The sequence below is a fragment of the Actinomadura monticuli genome, from assembly GCF_041463655.1.
Classification (GTDB): Bacteria; Actinomycetota; Actinomycetes; order Streptosporangiales; family Streptosporangiaceae; genus Spirillospora; species Spirillospora monticuli.
Genome location: NZ_JAXCEI010000031.1, coordinates 26,000 through 42,994, shown reverse-complemented (window position 1 = coordinate 42,994; position 16,995 = coordinate 26,000). Strand labels below are relative to the sequence as shown.

Here is a 16,995-nt window from a genome sequence, read left to right as displayed (position 1 = left end):
CACCGGTGAGGGCACGATCTGACCCTAGGACTCCAAGGTCCAGGGGGCGGGAGTGCTCACTCACCAGCGGCTACCAGGCACCGAGTCTGCCCGATCAGCAACCCCGGCAGCTCCCATTAGGGGCGGCGGGAAGATGAGCGGCGCTTGGGCGAGGGCCTCCTCGTCTCTCGGTGCTGTGCCAGGGCGGCCAAGAGACGATCGCGTGCTTCGGTCCGCGACAGCGCCGGGACGCGGTCGGGGAGGGCGGAGGCCAATGCGGGAGACGCGTCGACCAGCCCGTTGTCGTCGACCACGGCCTGATCACCCGTCCACGGGCCGAGGAGGATCGCGGAGGCGCCGCCCGGATGCCGGGCGAGGAGGGCCTGGATCCGGTCGGCCTCCTGGGTGCAGTCGGCCACCAGCAGGAGCCGGCGTGCCTGGGTCACACCGTTGTTCTGGCGGATGGCCAGTTCCGTCTCGATGTACGCGAGCGCGGCGTCGAGGTTGCCCGGAATGAAGAGCCCGGCCGTGTCGTCGTCGAGCAGTTCGTCCTCGGCGAGACCGAACAGGACGGTGGCGTCGGGACGCGGGATAACGAGCAGGGAGCTGTCGCCGTGTTCGTCGAGGGCGGTCAGGGCGAGGACACGCGCGGTGGAGACGGCTCCGGGGCCGGACAGGCCCGTGGCAGGGATGGCGAACGGGTCGAGGACGGGATGGTAACCGAAGCCGGCCGGGACCGTCTCCTCCTCGGTGGCGGGTAGGGCGGGCAGGCCCGCGGTGGCGACGGCGTAGAGCCGGTGCCGGAAGGGATAGCAGATCGCCGCCGCGGCGGGGATGAGCAGGCTCAGCAGCAGGACCGGTTGCAGTGTGGGCGGACGCGAGTCGACGTCCTCTGCCTGCTCACGTGTGCGAACCGGTGCCGGGGAGGAGAGGGCGGGAGGGGTGGTGGTCCTCTTCTTCCGAACGGGGGGCGGAGCCTCGCCGGCCGGCGGATCCGGCAGGGCGGCGCGCGGACTCGGCCTGTCGAGAGGTACGGGTGAGGGTGGCCTTTGCCGTGCCTTGGGATTCCAGCTGTGTCGGTCCGCCCAGCGGGGGAAGTCCCGGCCGCGTTCCGACCTTCTGCGAGACCTCTCGTACATCGACCGCCATGCCTCCTTGCACTTGTGCGCGCTGTACCAGTCGCCGATGCTCACAGCGTGACGGCAGATCGGCGGCACGGACCGGCGGTGCCCCGGATCGGGCCGGGCGGCGGCGTCCGAGGGCGCCGCGGCACCGATGGAGATGGCACCGGCCATCGCGGTACAGCCCAGCAGCCCGCAGGTGCAGCGGAGCCAGTCGCCGAACAGGACGGCCAGCCTGGGATGTGCCAGGAAACGGTTCATCTTCGCCCCGGGGGATCGCGTCGGTCACCGTGAGAATGCTGATCGTAGTCAATTCGGCTACGGAGCGTTGAACATTGCTCACACTCGACCGAACAATCCTCGGCGCCGGCTCCAGCGGAGTGAGCGCCGAAATGCGCGGTATGTCTGAAATAAAAACAAGAAGGTGATGTGGCCGACCGGGGGCATTCCGACATGGAAGGGGCGGCGCGAACTGGATGGATTCGCCTAGCGTCACGCGCTTCAAGAGGGGGAGGGGCGCGGTCGCGCAGGCCGGCCCAGATGTGACTCGCAAGCGGACGGTTCCGACCGCCGGCGGCGACCTGGCATGCGCGGGTGTCCACGCGGTGCCATAAGTCTCACTCGGTGTCATCGACCCGCCGGGTGAGTTCCGCCTCGCGCGGACGCGACCGGCGAGCCCTTGCCGGTGATTTGGGCGGCAAGCACGGAAAGGTGTGCAAGCTCAACAACGTCTGAAATTCTCCTGAATTTCGAGGAGAAAGAGGTCTTGGTTGCAACCGTCCGCCGTTGTCTAAGGTAGGGTGTTAAAGGTGGGGCGGGTTGGTGCTACCGGTGGTCGGCTTCAGCAGTTGTGCGCAGGTGCTAGATCGCAAATATGGTTCGCCGGAGCGCTAGTGCTTCACTTTCTCCGGCAGGTTGCTTTCTGGTGAGATTTCTGTTTATGAGATGGTCGCTTGGTGGACTCGTATGGATTCTTGCCGCCTGTAGGTTGCACGCGCCTCGATGATCGCTTCTGGCGATGCGCACCCTTGATTTTTAATGGCGTCTCCGCAAAAGGTGATCCGGCGAGGTCGTGGCGAATCGACGAGGGCGTTTACGTGGTGACGGGTGCGCTGACCATTTCGTCCAAGCCCTTGGAGCCGGCGAACGGACCCGTCATCCACCCTCGCGCGGACTGAACACGTCCGCGGCAAGATCCAAGTGCCGGTTCAGCACCTTGGTCGTCCGGTCCCCGCACGATGTAGCCCGTTGGCTTGGCTGGTCTGTTGGCTACGCCGTCACCGGGGGCGAGCCCGGGGCCGCCCGTTGCCGCGGCGGCCAGTGGTTAGTCAGACATCAAAGGTCATGACCGGCGTGCGTCTTGGCCCTCGCCGGCTCTCTGCGGTCGGGGACGGCCCGGTCCCTCTGGCCGGTGCAGGTGCCGGTGCAGGGCTGGTGCAGGAGGGGGGCGGTGCTCCCAGCTGGGTAGGGCTGCGGCTTCAGGGTGAGGGGTGGCTAGGCGGCGGCCTGTGGGGGGTCGGCGGGGGCTTTCAGGACGTCGTACATGCCTAGGGGGAGCGTGTCGCCCCAGAGCCAGTCGTTGATCGTGCCGTCGAATTCGGCAGGTTGGCTGACGGTGAGGAGCCGTGATGTCAGCGGGGAGAGGGTGACCTGGAAAGGGGCCGGCGGGGTGAGGCGGACGCGGCGTGTGGTGCCCCAGAAGTCGTTGAAGTCGCGTTGGGTGAGGTCGAGTACGGCGGGGATCGTCCGGGTGCGCTCGGCCGGGCCGGTGGCGAGCCAGGACCAGTGATCGGTCAGGAGGCGACGGGCCGCGGTGCGCAGGACGTTCAGGGCGGCCAGGTCGTGCGGGCAGGCGACGTCCGTGATCTGGAGTTCGGGGAGGCCGAAGCGCCGGAGGCCGCGGGTGCGCAGGCGGACGCAGGCGCAGCCGTTGACGCCCTCGGGGTCGAGGTCCGGGTCGGGGGCGGTGCAGCGGCCGTTGGCGCGGAACGGCGGCAGGGTGTCGCCCAGCCAGCGGTCGGCGAGGACGAAGCGGGTGCGTTCGGCGGTGACCGGGGCCAGGACGTGGCCGGTGACGAGGTCGGCCATGATGCCGCCGGTGGCCGCGGCGATGGCGTGCGCGGCGGCTCGGGCGACCTGGGCTGCGCGGGGCTGGTCGGTGATCGGCGCGCAAGCGGAGACGACGGCGAACTCCGAGGCGTCGTTGAAGGCGAGCGCGGCCCGCCGCTCTTCGGGGCCGGCCGCGCGGACGGCGCCGGGATCCCAGCGCAGGTTCGTGAGGTCTTCTCGGGTGACCTGCAGTTGGGAGGACCCGAGCCGTCCGGCGAGGTGGGCGTGGTAGGGGCCGGACGCGGTCCGGTTCAGGACGTCGGCGAGGTCGTGCGGGACGCCGTCCGAGGCGACGGCGAACCGCGAGGTCGTGGTCGCCGGGACCGAGAACGTGATCGTGGCCATCGGGCCGCTCCTTCCGGGACGTGGACATCGCCAGCATGCGCGGCCGCCCGGACTCCCAGCAGTAGAACGGCGTTCTGGGGATAACTCAACGGGGCCGGACGGCGCCGGGCGTGCGTCCGAAGCGTTCTCCGAAGACACGCGTGAAGTGGGCTTGGCTGGCGAACCCGTACCGATGCGCGATCTCGGCGACGGTCGCTTGGGACGATGCCGGGTCGGCGAGGTCGGTCTTCGCCCTCGTCAGGCGGCGGTCCATGACGTAGCGGGCCGGTGTGAGGCCCTCGGGCTCGAAGACGCGGCTGAGGTGCCTGACGGAGATGCCCATGGCGGACGCCACACCTCGGGCGCTCAACGCCGGGTCGTGCAGATGCCGGTCGATGTAGTCCTTGGCCACGAGCAGGTGGAGCAGGCGGGTGGGGGAGGCCGGACGGTCACGGGCCCGTTCCGCCGCGAGCAGTCCGAGAAGCTCAAGGGCCAGCCCGTCGGCCTGGTCGGGGCCCTTTCCCGGGGCCAGCCCAAGGAGAAGTGACCGGAGCGTGCGCGAGGCCGGAGAGACACGAGAGGCGTCGAGGGGGACGGGCCCCGGCAAGACGGGCGAGCGGAAACGCTCCGCGAACACGTCCCGAAGGCTTCGCCCCGGAGGATGTTCATCGTGAAGGGCCCGCTCTCGTAGGCGACGAGCGTGTGCCCTTCCCCCGGCGCCTCGTAGACGAAGTCGCCGGCGGTCGCCGTCCACGGGCGTTCGAGATAGCCCCGCTTGCCGGAGATGGTGTAGGCGAACACCTCGTGGGGGTGGTAGTGCCTGTTCACGAGGCCCGCGCTGGTGGCCCGCAGGATGTCGGCCCAGGAGTTGTCCTTGACGTTGATCCAGAGCCGGCGCGAGCCGACGGTCTCGGTGAACGGCACGTAGTAGCGGTCGTCGTCGGTGGCGACCTTCGACAGGTACACCTCCGGCAGCGCATCCGGCTTCTGCGAGTTCTGGATCGGCTCCAGGTCCTTCCAGAACTCGGTGGTCGCGTCCTCCGGCATGGCGTCCTCCAACCGCGTCGGTCCGTTGCGCAGCAGTCAACCGCGCACGTCCGGCGCCGTCTTCTCCCTGCCGGACGTTCCGGTTTGCCTGTCGGGGACACGGCTGATTCGCCGGACGCCGGACGCGACGATCGGTAAAATCACCGTCACCCGCAGTTAAGATCATCAGGAAGGTGACGATATGTGCCGACTTTTCGGGATGAGCACCGGCGGTCCCCGGGTCCGGGCGGACCACTGGCTGCTGGACGCGCCCCGAAGCCTGCGCGCACAGAGTCACCGGATGCAGCACGGTGCGGGGCTCGGATGGTTCTCGCTGGGCGGCGAGCCCGTCCGCGACCGGGCGCCCCTGGCCGCCTTCGCGAATGCCGACTTCGACCTGCACGCCCGCAGCGTCCCCTCCCACACGTTCGTGTCGCACGTGCGCGACGCGTCCGTGGGCGGGCTGACCGTGCACAACTGCCACCCTTTCGTGATGAACGACCGGTTGTTCGCCCACAACGGCGTGGTCAAGGGGCTCGACACGCTCCGGACCTGGCTGACGGACGTCGAGCGGGCCCACGTCTCGGGCGAGACCGATTCGGAGCTCGTGTTCGCCTACCTGACGGCGGAGATCCGGCGCCGTGGGGACACGACCGCCGGGCTCGTCGAGGCGGTACGCCGCATCGGCTCCGAACTGCCGGTGTTCGCGCTCAACCTGCTCGTCGCCGAGGCTGGACGGCTCTGGGCCCTGCGCTATCCGGAGAGCAACGAGCTCTGGGTCCTGTCGCCGGGCCGTGGCGGTGCAACCGGCCCCGGACGTCCCGCCGGGGCCCCGGCTCCCGTGCCGGCCGTCGTCCTCGCCAGCGAGCCGATGGACGACCAGCCCGGCTGGCGGCTCCTCGACCCGGGCGAACTGCTGGTGGTCGACGGCCTCGCCGAAACATCGCTCTCCCCGTTCGAGCCCCTGCGGCATCCGCTGCGCCGCTCGGACCTGACCAGCCGCGAAGCCGCGTCCCAGACCACCGCGCCCACCGCGTCCGTCCCCGTCTCCACCGCCATCATCCCTGGCCCGGCCGCGCCCGTCCCGGCCACCTCGGCCGGCTAGCCAGCGCCTTGCGGAGGTCCGCTCTGAGACGCATGTCACATGGCGGGTTCCGGGGCCGGCCGGTGAGTCCGGTTCGGCGATCGTGGCGTAGGCGGTGGCGTGGCCGGGGGGCGGGTTCCGGTCCGGGGGTCGCCGCGGACGATGGTCCTGTGGAACGGACGGCCGTCGGCACTCCCGGGCCCGTCTGTCTAGATGCGACACGCCGTTCGCCATGGAAAAGACCAGCTTCGGCCGAATTCGCGGTGATTCGCGCGGCATCGACGGCGTAATCAGGGGGAATGTGTACGTTGGGGAGATCAACACTGCTGTGAGCTGCGGGGACGGACCCCGCCGCCCAGCCTTGGAACAGGAGGTCCCCGTGGCTCGAACACTTTCGAGGGGCACCCGGGTCACCGGTGCCGAACGCACGCAGCTCGCCGCCGAACTCGCTCCGCGCTACGCGGCCGGCGAGAGCATCCGGGACCTGGCCGCCGAGACCGGCCGGTCGTACGGATTCATCTACAACGTCCTGAAGGAGGCGGGAGTGCCGTTGCGCGGCCGGGGCGGCAACACCCGGCGCAAGAAGGACTGACCCGCTCCCGCGACCACTGGAAGACAAGGAAGCAGACAGCACATGACCGGACGTCCCCCTCGCCCCCCGGGGGGACCCCGTGCGCTACGAACCGCGGAACGCCCCGGTGACCTCGGAGCGACCGTTCAAGCTGGCGAGGTCGGCGGCCGTCCGCCCGGCCACCCAGCCCTCATGGTTGGAGACAGAACCGGCCCGCCCCTTGGCGAGGTTCGGGAACATCGTGCCGACGACCTCCTCGACGGCCTGGTCGCGCGCCGCCAGCACGGGGAGAAGATCCTTCCCGCCGGCGTCCGCGGCGGCCCTGTCCGCCGCCTCGTCCGCGGCCCCGCGCAGCCGTTCCCCGATACGGGCGGCGTAGGCGTTGAGGAAGGCGTGACGGAACGACCGCGTTCGTGACCGTCCCCGCGCGTCCCGCCGAGGACCCGCGTACACCATGGCGGACGTCGCCTGCACGAGCAGCGATGTGAACAGCACCTCCACCCCGCCCAGATCGGCCGGAAAACCCACGACCGTGCAGAACCCCAGATCCCGATGCCACACCGCCCGGCAGCGGTTCGCGTCGGCGACCACCGTCAGAAGGACGGCCTTCGGTGCGTCATACGGCTTGTCCACCGGGATGCGTCTCCCGGCAGGCCCTCCCATGTCATCTGTCTCTGCGGCCAGGAGCGCCTGGTCGATGCTGTGCCGCGCCATCAACTCCTGGGCGCGCGCGCTGAGAGCCTCAGCCTCCTCGGGGAACTCGGTCGACTCCGCCTTGGCGAGGAGCGCCCTGACCTTGCCCAGCACCCGCTGATCCACGTCACGCGTACTCTCGCGCGCCGTCCGCGCGCCGGACCTACCCGCAGCGGACGCCCCGGCCCCGGCCGAGCCCGGCCCGGCTGAGCCCGCGTCAGACCGACCTTGCCTGGACCCACCTCGATGCGAGGACCTACTCCCGGACGAGCCCGGGCTGGACGGCCCCGGACTGGACGGCCCCGGACTGGACGGCCCCGAGCCAGACGGGCCCGGGTTGGGCGAGCCTGGGTCGGCCCGGCTCGCGTTGGACGAGTCTGGGCCGGACGGGCGTGTCTCAGACGAGCCTGGGGTGGCGCCGGAGGAGTTGAGGGTGCCTGGGGGCGGGGCAAGAAGTGGGAGTTTCGGGAGGGTTTCCAGGAGGTGGGCCAATTCGAGTGCCGTGGTGATGTAGACGGCGCGGTCCACATGTTCGTGATGGCACCACTCGGCGGGGTGGGAGTCGTCGTCCGTCCACCAGATGGTGGCATCCAGGGCGGCGAGTTGCTCGTGCCATTGGCCGTCCACGGTGGTGGGAGAGTAGGTGCGCAGTTCACCGGCGATCGCGTCCGTCGCGAGGCGGGCGTGGCGGGAGGTGCGGCGGCGGGATGCGAAGCGGACGATGTCGGCGGGCTGCCAGCCGCGGTTCCAGGCCGTGGTGACGCCCTGCCGCAGCCGCGCGGCGATGCGGCGGTCGGCGGTGCGCGTCCAGTGCGGTGTGCCGGGACGCCCGGCCAGGTCGGCGGCGAGGCGGTGAAACGCCGCGCCGTCACCCAGCGACAGGGACCGGACGGCCTCGGCCACCAACGCGTCCGCCATGGCCGCCGGGCCGGCGGCGTCCGCGGCGTCCGCGGGGGGCGGTGAGGGCTTCCGCGCGGGACCGCGCCGCCACGACTTCCGCACCGCCACTCCCGACGTACGACATCACAGGGCAGGAAGCATCCTGCCAGTCGAGCACTGGTTCCGGCCGGCAGGGCCGGGAAACCCGCGGTGGCGCGTGGAGGCCCCGACCGCGCGGGCCGGGGCCTCGTTCGGCGGGCGGGTCAGGCGCCGTCGCGCATCTCGTCCACCACGACGCTCTGGTACGCGCGGGACGTGTCCGGGACGTAGCTGAGCCGTGCGAGGGCCTTGCCGTCGTGGTCCCTGATCTCGAAGTGGTAGCCCTCGCCGGCCTCTCCGACGTGGGCCACGGCCTGGTCGTGGCGGAGCCGGCACATGGTGTCGACCTTCTCCAATGCCACCTTGAGGCTCCCCGCGTCGCTGATGAGCCGGGCCGGCTCGCTCGTCTCCCAGATCTCGAACATTGGTCGCGTCCTGTCGGCGGTCGGTCGGAAGGAACGGGTCGGTCGGTCGAACGAACGAACTGTCGGGCGGGGCGTTCCAGACATCCGCCACAGCTTGCGCCCCTTTGATGGATCTTTCAACCAGTCCAGGTATCGGATTGATCACCATTCGAAGTCGCCCGCGCTCACAGCGTCATGTCCGCACGTGTCGGCGGACGGGTACTTTCGCGGGCCGTGCCGGAATCGATAAGGTCGCCCACATAGAACCGAACGAGATTCGGGAGGTCGGGTGGAGTACCGGGTCGTGTCCATCGTCCGTGACCACGCGCGCGATCGGGGGACGGCGCCGGCCGTCACCACCGACGCGCGGACCGTGAGCTACGCCGAGCTCGACGAGCGCTCCAGCCGCGTGGCGCAGGCGCTGAAGGCGGCGGGGCTCGGTCCTGGATCGCGGGTCGCCTACGTCGGCAAGAACGCGCCCGAGTTCTTCGACCTGCTGTTCGGGGCGGCGAAGATCGGCGCCGTCACCGCGCCGGTCAACTGGCGGCTGACGCCCGCCGAGATCGCCGCGATCGTCGCGGACGCGGAAGCGCCGGTGACCGTGCTGGACGCCGAGTTCGCGGCCCTCGCGGGCGAGATCCCCGGCCGCGTCGTCCTGACCGGCGACGAGCACGAGAGCTGGCTGGCCGGGCATCCCGCCGACGACCCCGGCTTCGTCGGGGAGCCGGACGACATCGTCGTGCAGCTCTACACCTCCGGTACCACCGGGGTGCCGAAGGGCGTGCAGCTGAGCAACACCAACTTCGCGGTGGGCGAGCGGATGGCCCGCCGCTGGGGCCTGGACGAGTCGTCGGTGAGCCTCGTCCCGATGCCGCTGTTCCACATCGGCGGCTCCGGCTGGGCGCTGGCCGGGATGTACGCGGGCTGCCGGCAGGTGCTCGTGCGGGACATCGACCCGGCCGCGCTGGTCGACACGTTCGAGCAGGAGCGGATCACGAACGCGTTCATCGTCCCGGCCGTCCTGCAGTTCATGTGCCAGGTGCCGGGCGCGGCGGGGCGCGACTACTCGGCGCTGCGCGCGATCACCTACGGCGCGTCCCCGATCACCTCGGAGGCGCTGCGCCGCGCCCTCGACACGTTCAAGGCGCCGCTCTTCCAGCTCTACGGGATGACGGAGACGACCGGCGCGATCGTCCAGCTCGAACCCGAGGACCACGACCCGGATGGCCCGCGCGCCCATCTGATGCGCTCGGCCGGACGCCCCTACGACTGGGTCGAGGTGAAGATCGTCGAGCCGGGCGGGGGCACCGAGCGCGCCCCCGGCGAGGTCGGCGAGGTGCTGATCCGCTCCTCGCAGAACACGCCCGGCTACTGGAACCGCCCGGAGGAGACCGCCCGGCTCCTCGCCGGGGACGGCTGGCTGCGCACGGGCGACGCCGGCTACGTCGACGGCGAGGGCTACCTGTTCCTCACCGACCGGATCAAGGACATGATCGTCACCGGTGCGGAGAACGTGTACCCGATCGAGGTCGAGGAGGTCCTCGCCGCCCACCCCGCCATCGCGGACGTGGCCGTCATCGGCGTCCCGGACGAGCGCTGGGGCGAGACGGTCAAGGCCGTCGTGGTTCTCGCGCCGGGCGCCGAGCTGACCGAGGACGAGGTCATCGCCCACGCGCGCGAGCGGCTGGCGGGGTTCAAGCGGCCCCGCTCGGTCGACTTCGTGGACGCGCTGCCGCGCAACCCGAGCGGGAAGATCCTCAAGAAGGACCTCCGCGCCCCCTACTGGGAGGGGCTCGGCCGCACGATCGCGTGAGCGGGGGCAAGCGGTCGTCACCGTCTAGGACTCGACGGTGACGGCGGTCTCCTTCGCCTCGGGTTCCAGGAAACGCAGGAGCGCCTCCCCTTCGGCGGCCAGCTCGTCGACGGCCGCCTGGGGGAGGGGCTCGAAAGGACGCATCCGCAAGGTGGCGACCCTGCGCTTGTACTCGGTGTCCCAGGTGCCGCAGGCGAAGCCGTCCCAGAGGAAGACGGCGCGGACGCGCAGATTCTTGGTGGTGAGCGAGGGCCGGTGGTCATCGGCGATGATGCGCCTGCGGTCGGCGTGCGCCAGGACGAGGCTGTCGAACTCGGGCAGGAACCGCGCCGGCGCCGGGGCGCCCTCTCCGGGGCGCGGGGCGTCGGGCAGGTCGAACAGCTCCCGGCCCTTGTCGTCGGCGAAGACCCGCAGGGACGGCCGCAAGCGCTCCAAGGCGTCGCCGGTGGACGGGAGCCCGGACCAGGTCTGAGCGTCGGCGGCGGACGCCGGTCCGTAGGCGGCCAGGTACCGGAGCATCAGCTCGTCGACCGCCGTCTCGGCCGACGGTTCCCTCTGCAGCCAGCCGCCGGCGAGGGTGAACCGCGCCGCACGCGGGAACCCCCACCTGTCTTCTGTGGGGACCATCACCAGGGGCACGCACAGCCGGACGGCGTAGCCGAGGGCGCGGTCGTTGACGTCCGGGAACCGCTCCTGCAGCAGCGCACGCACTTCGTTGAACGTCCGGGGCGCCTCGTCGAGGAGCGCGCGTGCCGCCGGGACGACCTTCTCGAGGTCCATGCCCTTGGCGCGGTCGCCCAGCACGCGTAGGGCGCCGTCCAGCATCGGCTGCATGGTCGTGCGGAACGCCGCGTAGTCGGAGCCCGTCATCAGGTGCAGCGTGGCCCGCATCATCGTGGCTCGGACGAGCGACCTGTCGCGCAGGGCCGCGTGCAGGTCGGACGCCTGGAAGCCGTCCAGCCGCGTCCACAGCCCGAGGAACGGCGGTTTGGGCTCCTGAGCCTGCATGCCGCACAGGCGGCCCACGGCCTCGGGGACCGGGATCGGCTCTCGCGCGAGCAGCAGTTGCCGTGCCAGCGTGGCCCGGTTCAGGGCCCGGACGCTCAGGGTTTCGACCATGCGTCCAGGATGCCGGTAACCGGGGCCGGCCGGGGTACCGGCCGGAATCCGTGCGTGATCGTCCCGGCCCCTGGACGACGCCGCGACCGACGATGAATCTTGATAACGCATCGACGAGATATAGCGTGATGAAAGCCGGGAATCGCCTGCGTGGCCGGGGAGGCACGCACCGTGCAGGCGGTCCGCGCGCACCTCGTCCGCGAGGGCGGCCGGCCGCGCGGATCCGTGCTGGTCAAGGCGTTCTGGGCGCCCGGCGGGCGTGGGATGGAGTGACTCCGGAACGATCGACGGGCACGGGGGTTACGGGGTGATATTTCTTGAAATGCACGTGCATCAGCTCTTGCACCTGCACGCCATCCCTAGCAGGATGATCCCGGACCCCCGCACGTGAACTCCCCGGAGATCGCGATGAACGCACACTTGAGCGACAGTGACCGACAGGCGCTGCGGCTGGCCCAGGATCTCCGCGAGGAGATGCGGGCGGCACTCCCGCAGCTGCCGGCCCCTTCGGTCTCCCCGTTCGTCGACCAGTCCGGGATGCCCAGCGTCCTGCTGAAGATGGACGCCGAGACCGCCCACGCGATCATGGCCGTGCTGGCCGAGCGCCGTGCGGGGCAGGGCGGTGTTCCCGGAGCCGAGCCCCGGCGGGCCGACGGCTCCCACGGCGCGCCGCCCCCGGCCCAGGCCGTCCCGGCGGCGCAGGGCCCCATCGTGGCGGCGGCCAACCCGTACGGCGAGCCCGGCTACCCGGGCCCCCGCTACGCGGAACCCGCCTACCCGGCGCCCGTGTACCCCGAGGCCGGCTACCCGGAGCCCGCCTACTCTCCGGAACCCGCGTACTCCCCGGAACCCGCGTACCCGGCACCCGCGTACACCGAGGCCCCGTTCGTCCCGCCGCAGCCGGGCGCCCCCGTCTTCACCGGCGGGACGGGCCCGACGCCGCTGGTGCCGACGGTCTACCCCACGCACTGACCCGCTGAGCGGACACCCGCGGCACGCGCACTGGCGCCGTGCCGCGTCGTCCCATGCCCGTCGTGCCGCGCCGTGCATGCCCCCCGCCATCCGCGCGCGCCGTCCTGCCGCGTCCTGGCCTGTCCGGACGAGGCTTTACCTTCGCTGGGACGACGGCTGGAATGCCCGTGGGGGTCCTGGTGTTCTTTACGCTGTCGTGGTGATGCTGTGACCGCCACAGGCGCAGCGAGCCCGGCCCTTTGCCCGAGCCTGGCACGGTACGGCGCGCACGCGCCCGCCGCGACCGGGAGAACATAAAGATCGTTCTCCGCGGGACGAACGGCCCGGAGGCCCGATGGGAAAGGCGTTCCGGCCCAGTTCTCCAGAAAACGATCTACCTGGGCAAAGGTAAAGAAAACCCTGATTTGGCGAAAGTACGGTTTTGCCGTATATAGTCAAGCTCAGGTTCGGGTCAAGGAGCCCTTGACCCGGCCGATCGCAAGAGCCGTCGCCTCCCGCCCGCCAGGCGGGAATCATCGCGCCGAACCGCGGCCGTACCATGCACCGGCCGCGCGACCGTGACGGGCCCGTGAGCCCCCGGTAGGCGTTCCTTCCGCTTCATCCAAGCCCGTGTACACGCACGCCCGAGAACGGGTCGTGCCGATTCGCCACGGGCCCGGTCCACCATGCCCGTGGATCGTTCCAAGCGGGTCCTTCCCCGCGGCGGCATCTCCCGAGTCCCGAGTCTCGGAGCCGCTCTCCCATGCCCGGAAACGGCGTATCGCCACCGGCGCTGAGCGGCAGCCCTGTACCCCGAACGAAGGAAATCCATGCAGCAGCGAGCGATCAACGTCCTCCTGACCGGTGTCACCGGAACGGCCCTCGCGGGCATGCTGGTGGCCGGCGTCGCAGCGGCCAGTGATGACTCCGCTCCGGACAAGCAGTTCCTGCCGCAGCAGGCCGTGGCCGCGCAGGAGCACAAGGCCCCGCCGAAGCAGGACCTCGGCGGCGTGGCGAAGAGCGAGCCCAAGGCCGGCGCGAAGCACGGCACCAGGACCGGCGGCAAGGCCGACGGCAAGGCCGACGGCAAGCGTGAGACGAAGAGCCCCAGCGCCCTGCTCAGCGGCAAGACCACCGCGTCCTACTTCTGGGACGACGGGTCGGGCGTGAACGGCGACACCGGCGCCCCCGCCGGCGGCAAGCCGATGCAGAAGGGCCTGTTCGCCAGCCCGAGCTGGCCCATGCACACCAAGGTCAAGGTCACCTACAAGGGCCGCACCGTCACCGGCTTCGTCGGCGACCGCGGGCCGGGCGAGCCCTCGCACCGCGGGGTCATGCTCGACCTCGACACCTACACCTTCCGCTACCTGCTGGACGGCAAGAAGCCGGCGAGCAAGTACAACGCCGGGACGGGCGAGGGCCACCTGAAGAACGTCAAGTGGGAGGTCCTGTCCTGGGGCAAGGGCGCCGGCAAGAAGGGCGCGCCCAAGCCCTTCGGCTCCTGACCAAAATGGCATGAGGCCGCGCGGCGGCCGCCCGTGAATTGGCTCACGAAAGCAATGTGAGGCCGCTCACGACCGTCCGCGGGGTTTCAACTGGACCCGGCACAGGGCTGCCGGTGCATGGAGAACGGGGATTCCCCGGTATCGCGAGATCACCGGGGAATCCCCATTTTCAGCTCTCCGGCCGACTCGCGGGCCAGCTCCCGCGACAGCGCGCGCGCCGCGGTGCGGACGGCGGGCGCGAGCCGGTCGGTCCGCTCGACGCCGCCCCACCGCACCAGCTCGCTCAGCAGGCGGTGCGCGGTGGGCTTCGGCAGCCCGGTGCGGGCGGCCAGCTCGGTGAGGGTCAGCTCGGTGTCGGCGGAGCCGAAGGCGTCCAGCAGGCTCAGCCCGCGGGCCAGCACCGATCTCGGCGGCTCCGCGCCCGGGGCACGACTGTCCATCTCCCGATGGTGTCCGTGATCGTGCCGGTCGGCAAGGGCCGGGAAGCCGACGGCGGCCCTCGTCACCGGCCGCCCCCGTCCGCCGTCCCGCGCCCTGTCCCGCCGGAGCTGAGCCTCGCGATGAACGCCGGCTTCGCCGATCCCCTCTAGGAGGCCAGCAACGCGACGACGGGGGCGAACTCCTCCATGCACGCGTCCGGGACCTGGTAGTAGGTGAAGCCGTACCGGTCGCGGCGGGCGAGCATCTGCTCGGCGATGTGCTCGGGCGGGCCGACGAACTGGGACGGCATGCCCAGGACGAGATCGGCCGACGACGCGCCCCAGCCGCGCGCCGCCGCGACCCGGGCGGCGGTCCGGCGGGGATCGGCGCCGAACGCGGGCGTCACCATCATGCTCAGCTCGACGTCCCGGTCCCCGGCCGCGTCCCGGACGAGGCCGACCTTGCGGGCGATGGCGTCCGGCAGCCGCTCGGCGACCTCGTCGGAGATCGTCCCGTCGGGGAGGGCGCGGGGGAGGACGCCGACGGTGTCGGCGTGCCGGCCGGCGATCCCGAGCATGCGGCGGCTGCCGGCGCCGACCACGAGCGGCGGGCGCCGTTCGGGGCGCGGGAACACCGTCAGGCCGTCGATCCGGTAGTGCTCGCCCGCGAACGCGGTCCTCTCGCCCGCGAGGAGGCTCCGCAGGATCAGCAGGGACTCCTCCAGCCGCCCGACCCGCGTCCCGGCCGCGTCGAACGGCATCCCCGCGGCCTCGTACTCCTCGCGCAGCCAGCCCGCGCCGACGCCCAGCTCGAACCGCCCGCCCGACAGATGGCCGAGGGTGGCGGCCTCCTTGGCGAGCATCACCGGATGGCGGTAGTCGTTGGCGAGGACCATCGTGCCCAGCCGCAGCGTGCTCGTGGCGGACGCGGCGTAGGCCAGCGCGGGCATCGGGGCGAGCTGGTCGCCGAACGGCTCGGCGACGAAGTGGTCCCGGAGCGTCAGGACGTCGTATCCGAGGGCTTCGGCGCGCCGCGCGGCATCGGCCAGGCCGGCGACCGACCGGATCGACTCGCCCACCACACCGAAACGGAATCTTCTTGGCATGGTCCGAGCGTGCCCCGCGCGCGACCCCCTGCGCTGGCGGGAATCCGACGTGGGCTTCGTCGACCGGCGGAACGAGGCGAGCGGCTCGGTCGCCGTCCGTGCGGCGTAAGGGCGTCACCGACTGCCCCGTTCGCACCGGTCACTGTCCAGGCTGCGTCCCGCGCTCCGGATTTTCAAGCACCACGGGCTCCACCCGCTGCGACAGCAGCCGGCCCGGCCAGTCGCCGACCCGGAACTCCGCCACGGGCTCGAACCCGTTGCGCCGGTAGTACTCGACGAGGCGCCCGTCGCCGCCGCCGTAGCAGTCGACCCGCAGCAGCGCGGCGCCCTTCGCCCGCGCCTCGTCCCTCGCCTTCGCGATGAGCGCGCCGCCGACCCCGAGCCCGGCGAACGCGCGGTCGGTCACCAGCAGCGTGATGTACAGCTCCGGCTCGCCGGCCGGGTCGACGTAGGACGGCGGGCGGGGCGCGACCGCCATCGCCCCGGCGGGCCGGCCGTCCACCTCCGCCACCCAGATCTCGTCGTCGCGGGCGATGCCGGTGATCCGCTCCACGCGCCGCGGGTCGCCGGACCACGGCTCGGCGCCCCACTGCCCCGTCCGGCCGTTCGCCGCGAGCCACGCCACCGCGCCGTCCAGCATGGCGAGCAGCAGCGGCGCGTCGGCGGGGCCGCCCCCGCGGATCGCCGTCATGAGGCGATGAAGCCCTGCGCGCGGCGGAACAGCCCGAGGGTGATCGAGTGCAGCAGGTCGCCGGTCTCCTTCGGGGCCTTGCCCGCGAACGCCCGCGCGTGCGTGCCCTCCAGGACTATCCCGAGCTTGAAGCAGGCCAGCACCGCGTACCAGGTGATGGACGACAGGTCACGCCCGGCGACGGCGTCCGCGCGCTCGGCGTAGGTCGCGACCAGCTCGCCGGTGGACGGCAGCCCGCCCGCCTCGCCCAGCGGCCCCGCCAGCGCCGCGCTCTCGTCGTCGCGGTCCGGCCACGTGGCCAGCAGCCAGCCGAGGTCCAGCAGCGGATCGCCGATCGTGCACATCTCCCAGTCGACGATCGCGGCGACCTCGGGGCCGTCGTAGGAGTACATCAGGTTGGCCAGGTGGTAGTCGCCGTGCAGGATCCCGGGCCGCCACACCCTGGGGCGGCGTTCCTCAAGCCAGCGGGCGACGTCGTCCAGGCCGGGGATGTCGGGGCCCGGGTAGCCGTCCAGCGCGCCGTAGGAGTCGAGTTCGGACATCCAGCGGCCCACCTGCCGCTCCAGGAACCCGTCCGGCTTGCCGAAGTCGCCCAGGCCGACGACCTCGTGGTCGACCGCGCCCAGCGCCGACAGCGCGCGCGCCGCGTTCAGCCCCATCTCCCGCGTGTGCTTCGCGTGCGTCTCCGGGAGCGTCACCGAGGCGTTGAAGCCGTCGACCGGCGTCATCAGGTAGAAGACCGCGCCGCCCATCACCGACTCGTCCGGGCACGCCGCGATGAGGCGCGGCGCCGGGACGTCGGTGCCGTCGAGCGCCGCCAGCATGCGGGCCTCGCGGCGCAGGACGTCGTTCGTCCGGGCGCGCAGATGGCCCGGCCCGCGCCGCAGCACGTAGTCGCGGCCGCCGCGGCGGAACCGGATCAGCGTGTTCTGCGTGCCGCCCGCCAGCGGCCGGACGTCCTCGAACGGGCCGCCCGGCAGGCCCCGGCCGTCCATCCACCCTTCCAGGACGTCGAAGTCCACGAGGGCGCGGTCGATCTGCTCAGGCTGCACGGCGGTCCCTTTCCGGCGCGAGGTCAACCGGAGGGTAACAGTCATGCACT

General features: G+C 71.5%; 18 protein-coding genes. 7 read left to right on the top strand and 11 right to left on the bottom strand.

Translation table 11 applies throughout. The annotated features are described in order from the left end of the window. Positions 1 to 116: 116 nt before the first annotated feature. From SM611_RS36795 to SM611_RS36780, 4 genes are all read right to left on the bottom strand, one after another. Positions 117 to 1,361, bottom strand: coding sequence for a hypothetical protein (locus SM611_RS36795; protein WP_371955037.1), 1,245 nt, complete (start codon positions 1,359 to 1,361; stop codon positions 117 to 119). A gap of 1,233 nt (positions 1,362 to 2,594) precedes the next feature. Continuing rightward, on the bottom strand, positions 2,595 to 3,554 hold the full coding sequence (locus SM611_RS36790) for a hypothetical protein (protein ID WP_371955036.1): 960 nt from the start codon (positions 3,552 to 3,554) through the stop codon (positions 2,595 to 2,597). Between the two features lie 85 nt (positions 3,555 to 3,639). Then, positions 3,640 to 3,876, bottom strand: coding sequence for a helix-turn-helix transcriptional regulator (locus tag SM611_RS36785; protein ID WP_371955035.1), 237 nt, complete (start codon positions 3,874 to 3,876; stop codon positions 3,640 to 3,642). 23 nt (positions 3,877 to 3,899) lie between these two features. Continuing rightward, positions 3,900 to 4,580, bottom strand: a complete 681-nt coding sequence (locus SM611_RS36780) for a cupin domain-containing protein (RefSeq protein ID WP_371955034.1) — start codon at positions 4,578 to 4,580, stop codon at positions 3,900 to 3,902. Between the two features lie 181 nt (positions 4,581 to 4,761). Between SM611_RS36780 and SM611_RS36775 the strand changes: the two genes are divergently transcribed. Both SM611_RS36775 and SM611_RS36770 read left to right on the top strand, forming a co-directional pair. Then, positions 4,762 to 5,664 (top strand): class II glutamine amidotransferase, encoded by a 903-nt coding sequence (locus SM611_RS36775; protein WP_371955033.1) that lies wholly within the window; start codon positions 4,762 to 4,764, stop codon positions 5,662 to 5,664. Between the two features lie 358 nt (positions 5,665 to 6,022). Beyond that, entirely contained in the window at positions 6,023 to 6,235 is a 213-nt protein-coding gene (locus SM611_RS36770; protein ID WP_067638627.1) for a helix-turn-helix domain-containing protein, read from the top strand. 84 nt (positions 6,236 to 6,319) lie between these two features. Here the strand turns inward: SM611_RS36770 and SM611_RS36765 are convergent, their stop codons facing one another. Together SM611_RS36765 and SM611_RS36760 are read right to left on the bottom strand one after the other, a co-directional pair. After that, positions 6,320 to 7,909: a DUF2786 domain-containing protein gene (locus tag SM611_RS36765; RefSeq protein ID WP_371955032.1), complete on the bottom strand. Its 1,590-nt coding sequence runs from the start codon at positions 7,907 to 7,909 to the stop codon at positions 6,320 to 6,322. 140 nt (positions 7,910 to 8,049) lie between these two features. Continuing rightward, a complete protein-coding gene (locus tag SM611_RS36760; protein ID WP_371955031.1) occupies positions 8,050 to 8,310 on the bottom strand; it encodes a hypothetical protein in 261 nt (86 codons plus the stop codon). Positions 8,311 to 8,578: 268 nt separating this feature from the next. Between SM611_RS36760 and SM611_RS36755 the strand changes: the two genes are divergently transcribed. Then, entirely contained in the window at positions 8,579 to 10,102 is a 1,524-nt protein-coding gene (locus SM611_RS36755; protein ID WP_371955030.1) for a long-chain-fatty-acid--CoA ligase, read from the top strand. A gap of 24 nt (positions 10,103 to 10,126) precedes the next feature. On the opposite strand, the gene SM611_RS36750 is transcribed toward SM611_RS36755, so the two are convergent. Next, positions 10,127 to 11,221 carry a winged helix DNA-binding domain-containing protein gene (locus SM611_RS36750; RefSeq protein WP_371955029.1) on the bottom strand — a complete coding sequence of 365 codons (1,095 nt, stop codon included), beginning with the start codon at positions 11,219 to 11,221 and terminating at the stop codon, positions 10,127 to 10,129. Between the two features lie 150 nt (positions 11,222 to 11,371). On the opposite strand from SM611_RS36750, the gene SM611_RS36745 reads away from it, so the two are divergent. The 3 genes from SM611_RS36745 to SM611_RS36735 all read left to right on the top strand — a co-directional run bounded on the left by SM611_RS36745 (position 11,372) and on the right by SM611_RS36735 (position 13,677). Next, entirely contained in the window at positions 11,372 to 11,494 is a 123-nt protein-coding gene (locus SM611_RS36745) for a hypothetical protein (protein ID WP_371955028.1), read from the top strand. A 147-nt stretch (positions 11,495 to 11,641) separates the two neighbouring features. Further along, positions 11,642 to 12,193: a hypothetical protein gene (locus tag SM611_RS36740; RefSeq protein ID WP_371955027.1), complete on the top strand. Its 552-nt coding sequence runs from the start codon at positions 11,642 to 11,644 to the stop codon at positions 12,191 to 12,193. Between the two features lie 809 nt (positions 12,194 to 13,002). Continuing rightward, positions 13,003 to 13,677 (top strand): RlpA-like double-psi beta-barrel domain-containing protein, encoded by a 675-nt coding sequence (locus tag SM611_RS36735; RefSeq protein ID WP_371955026.1) that lies wholly within the window; start codon positions 13,003 to 13,005, stop codon positions 13,675 to 13,677. A gap of 149 nt (positions 13,678 to 13,826) precedes the next feature. Here the strand turns inward: SM611_RS36735 and SM611_RS36730 are convergent, their stop codons facing one another. Further along, positions 13,827 to 14,117, bottom strand: a complete 291-nt coding sequence (locus SM611_RS36730) for a helix-turn-helix domain-containing protein (protein ID WP_371955025.1) — start codon at positions 14,115 to 14,117, stop codon at positions 13,827 to 13,829. Between the two features lie 6 nt (positions 14,118 to 14,123). Between SM611_RS36730 and SM611_RS36725 the strand changes: the two genes are divergently transcribed. Continuing rightward, positions 14,124 to 14,267 (top strand): hypothetical protein, encoded by a 144-nt coding sequence (locus SM611_RS36725; protein WP_371955024.1) that lies wholly within the window; start codon positions 14,124 to 14,126, stop codon positions 14,265 to 14,267. Here the strand turns inward: SM611_RS36725 and SM611_RS36720 are convergent. The 3 genes from SM611_RS36720 to SM611_RS36710 form a co-directional block, all read right to left on the bottom strand. Continuing rightward, on the bottom strand, positions 14,264 to 15,202 hold the full coding sequence (locus tag SM611_RS36720; protein ID WP_371955023.1) for a TIGR03621 family F420-dependent LLM class oxidoreductase: 939 nt from the start codon (positions 15,200 to 15,202) through the stop codon (positions 14,264 to 14,266). The genes SM611_RS36725 and SM611_RS36720 overlap by 4 nt on opposite strands. A 139-nt stretch (positions 15,203 to 15,341) precedes the next feature. Continuing rightward, positions 15,342 to 15,893: a GNAT family N-acetyltransferase gene (locus tag SM611_RS36715; RefSeq protein WP_371955022.1), complete on the bottom strand. Its 552-nt coding sequence runs from the start codon at positions 15,891 to 15,893 to the stop codon at positions 15,342 to 15,344. Continuing rightward, on the bottom strand, positions 15,890 to 16,945 hold the full coding sequence (locus SM611_RS36710) for a phosphotransferase family protein (RefSeq protein WP_371955021.1): 1,056 nt from the start codon (positions 16,943 to 16,945) through the stop codon (positions 15,890 to 15,892). Before SM611_RS36710 ends, SM611_RS36715 begins: the two co-directional genes overlap by 4 nt. Positions 16,946 to 16,995 lie beyond the last annotated feature (50 nt).

Bases quoted from the DNA above. Each gene is read 5' to 3' on its own strand.
- SM611_RS36715 (WP_371955022.1), bottom strand. From the start codon at position 15,893: ATGACGGCGATCCGCGGGGGCGGCCCCGCCGACGCGCCGCTGCTGCTC.
- SM611_RS36725 (WP_371955024.1), top strand. From the start codon at position 14,124: ATGGTGTCCGTGATCGTGCCGGTCGGCAAGGGCCGGGAAGCCGACGGC.
- SM611_RS36760 (WP_371955031.1), bottom strand. From the start codon at position 8,310: ATGTTCGAGATCTGGGAGACGAGCGAGCCGGCCCGGCTCATCAGCGAC.
- SM611_RS36790 (WP_371955036.1), bottom strand. From the start codon at position 3,554: ATGGCCACGATCACGTTCTCGGTCCCGGCGACCACGACCTCGCGGTTC.
- SM611_RS36795 (WP_371955037.1), bottom strand. From the start codon at position 1,361: ATGAACCGTTTCCTGGCACATCCCAGGCTGGCCGTCCTGTTCGGCGAC.
- SM611_RS36720 (WP_371955023.1), bottom strand. From the start codon at position 15,202: ATGCCAAGAAGATTCCGTTTCGGTGTGGTGGGCGAGTCGATCCGGTCG.
- SM611_RS36750 (WP_371955029.1), bottom strand. From the start codon at position 11,221: ATGGTCGAAACCCTGAGCGTCCGGGCCCTGAACCGGGCCACGCTGGCA.
- SM611_RS36780 (WP_371955034.1), bottom strand. From the start codon at position 4,580: ATGCCGGAGGACGCGACCACCGAGTTCTGGAAGGACCTGGAGCCGATC.
- SM611_RS36730 (WP_371955025.1), bottom strand. From the start codon at position 14,117: ATGGACAGTCGTGCCCCGGGCGCGGAGCCGCCGAGATCGGTGCTGGCC.
- SM611_RS36735 (WP_371955026.1), top strand. From the start codon at position 13,003: ATGCAGCAGCGAGCGATCAACGTCCTCCTGACCGGTGTCACCGGAACG.
- SM611_RS36785 (WP_371955035.1), bottom strand. From the start codon at position 3,876: ATGGGCATCTCCGTCAGGCACCTCAGCCGCGTCTTCGAGCCCGAGGGC.
- SM611_RS36775 (WP_371955033.1), top strand. From the start codon at position 4,762: ATGTGCCGACTTTTCGGGATGAGCACCGGCGGTCCCCGGGTCCGGGCG.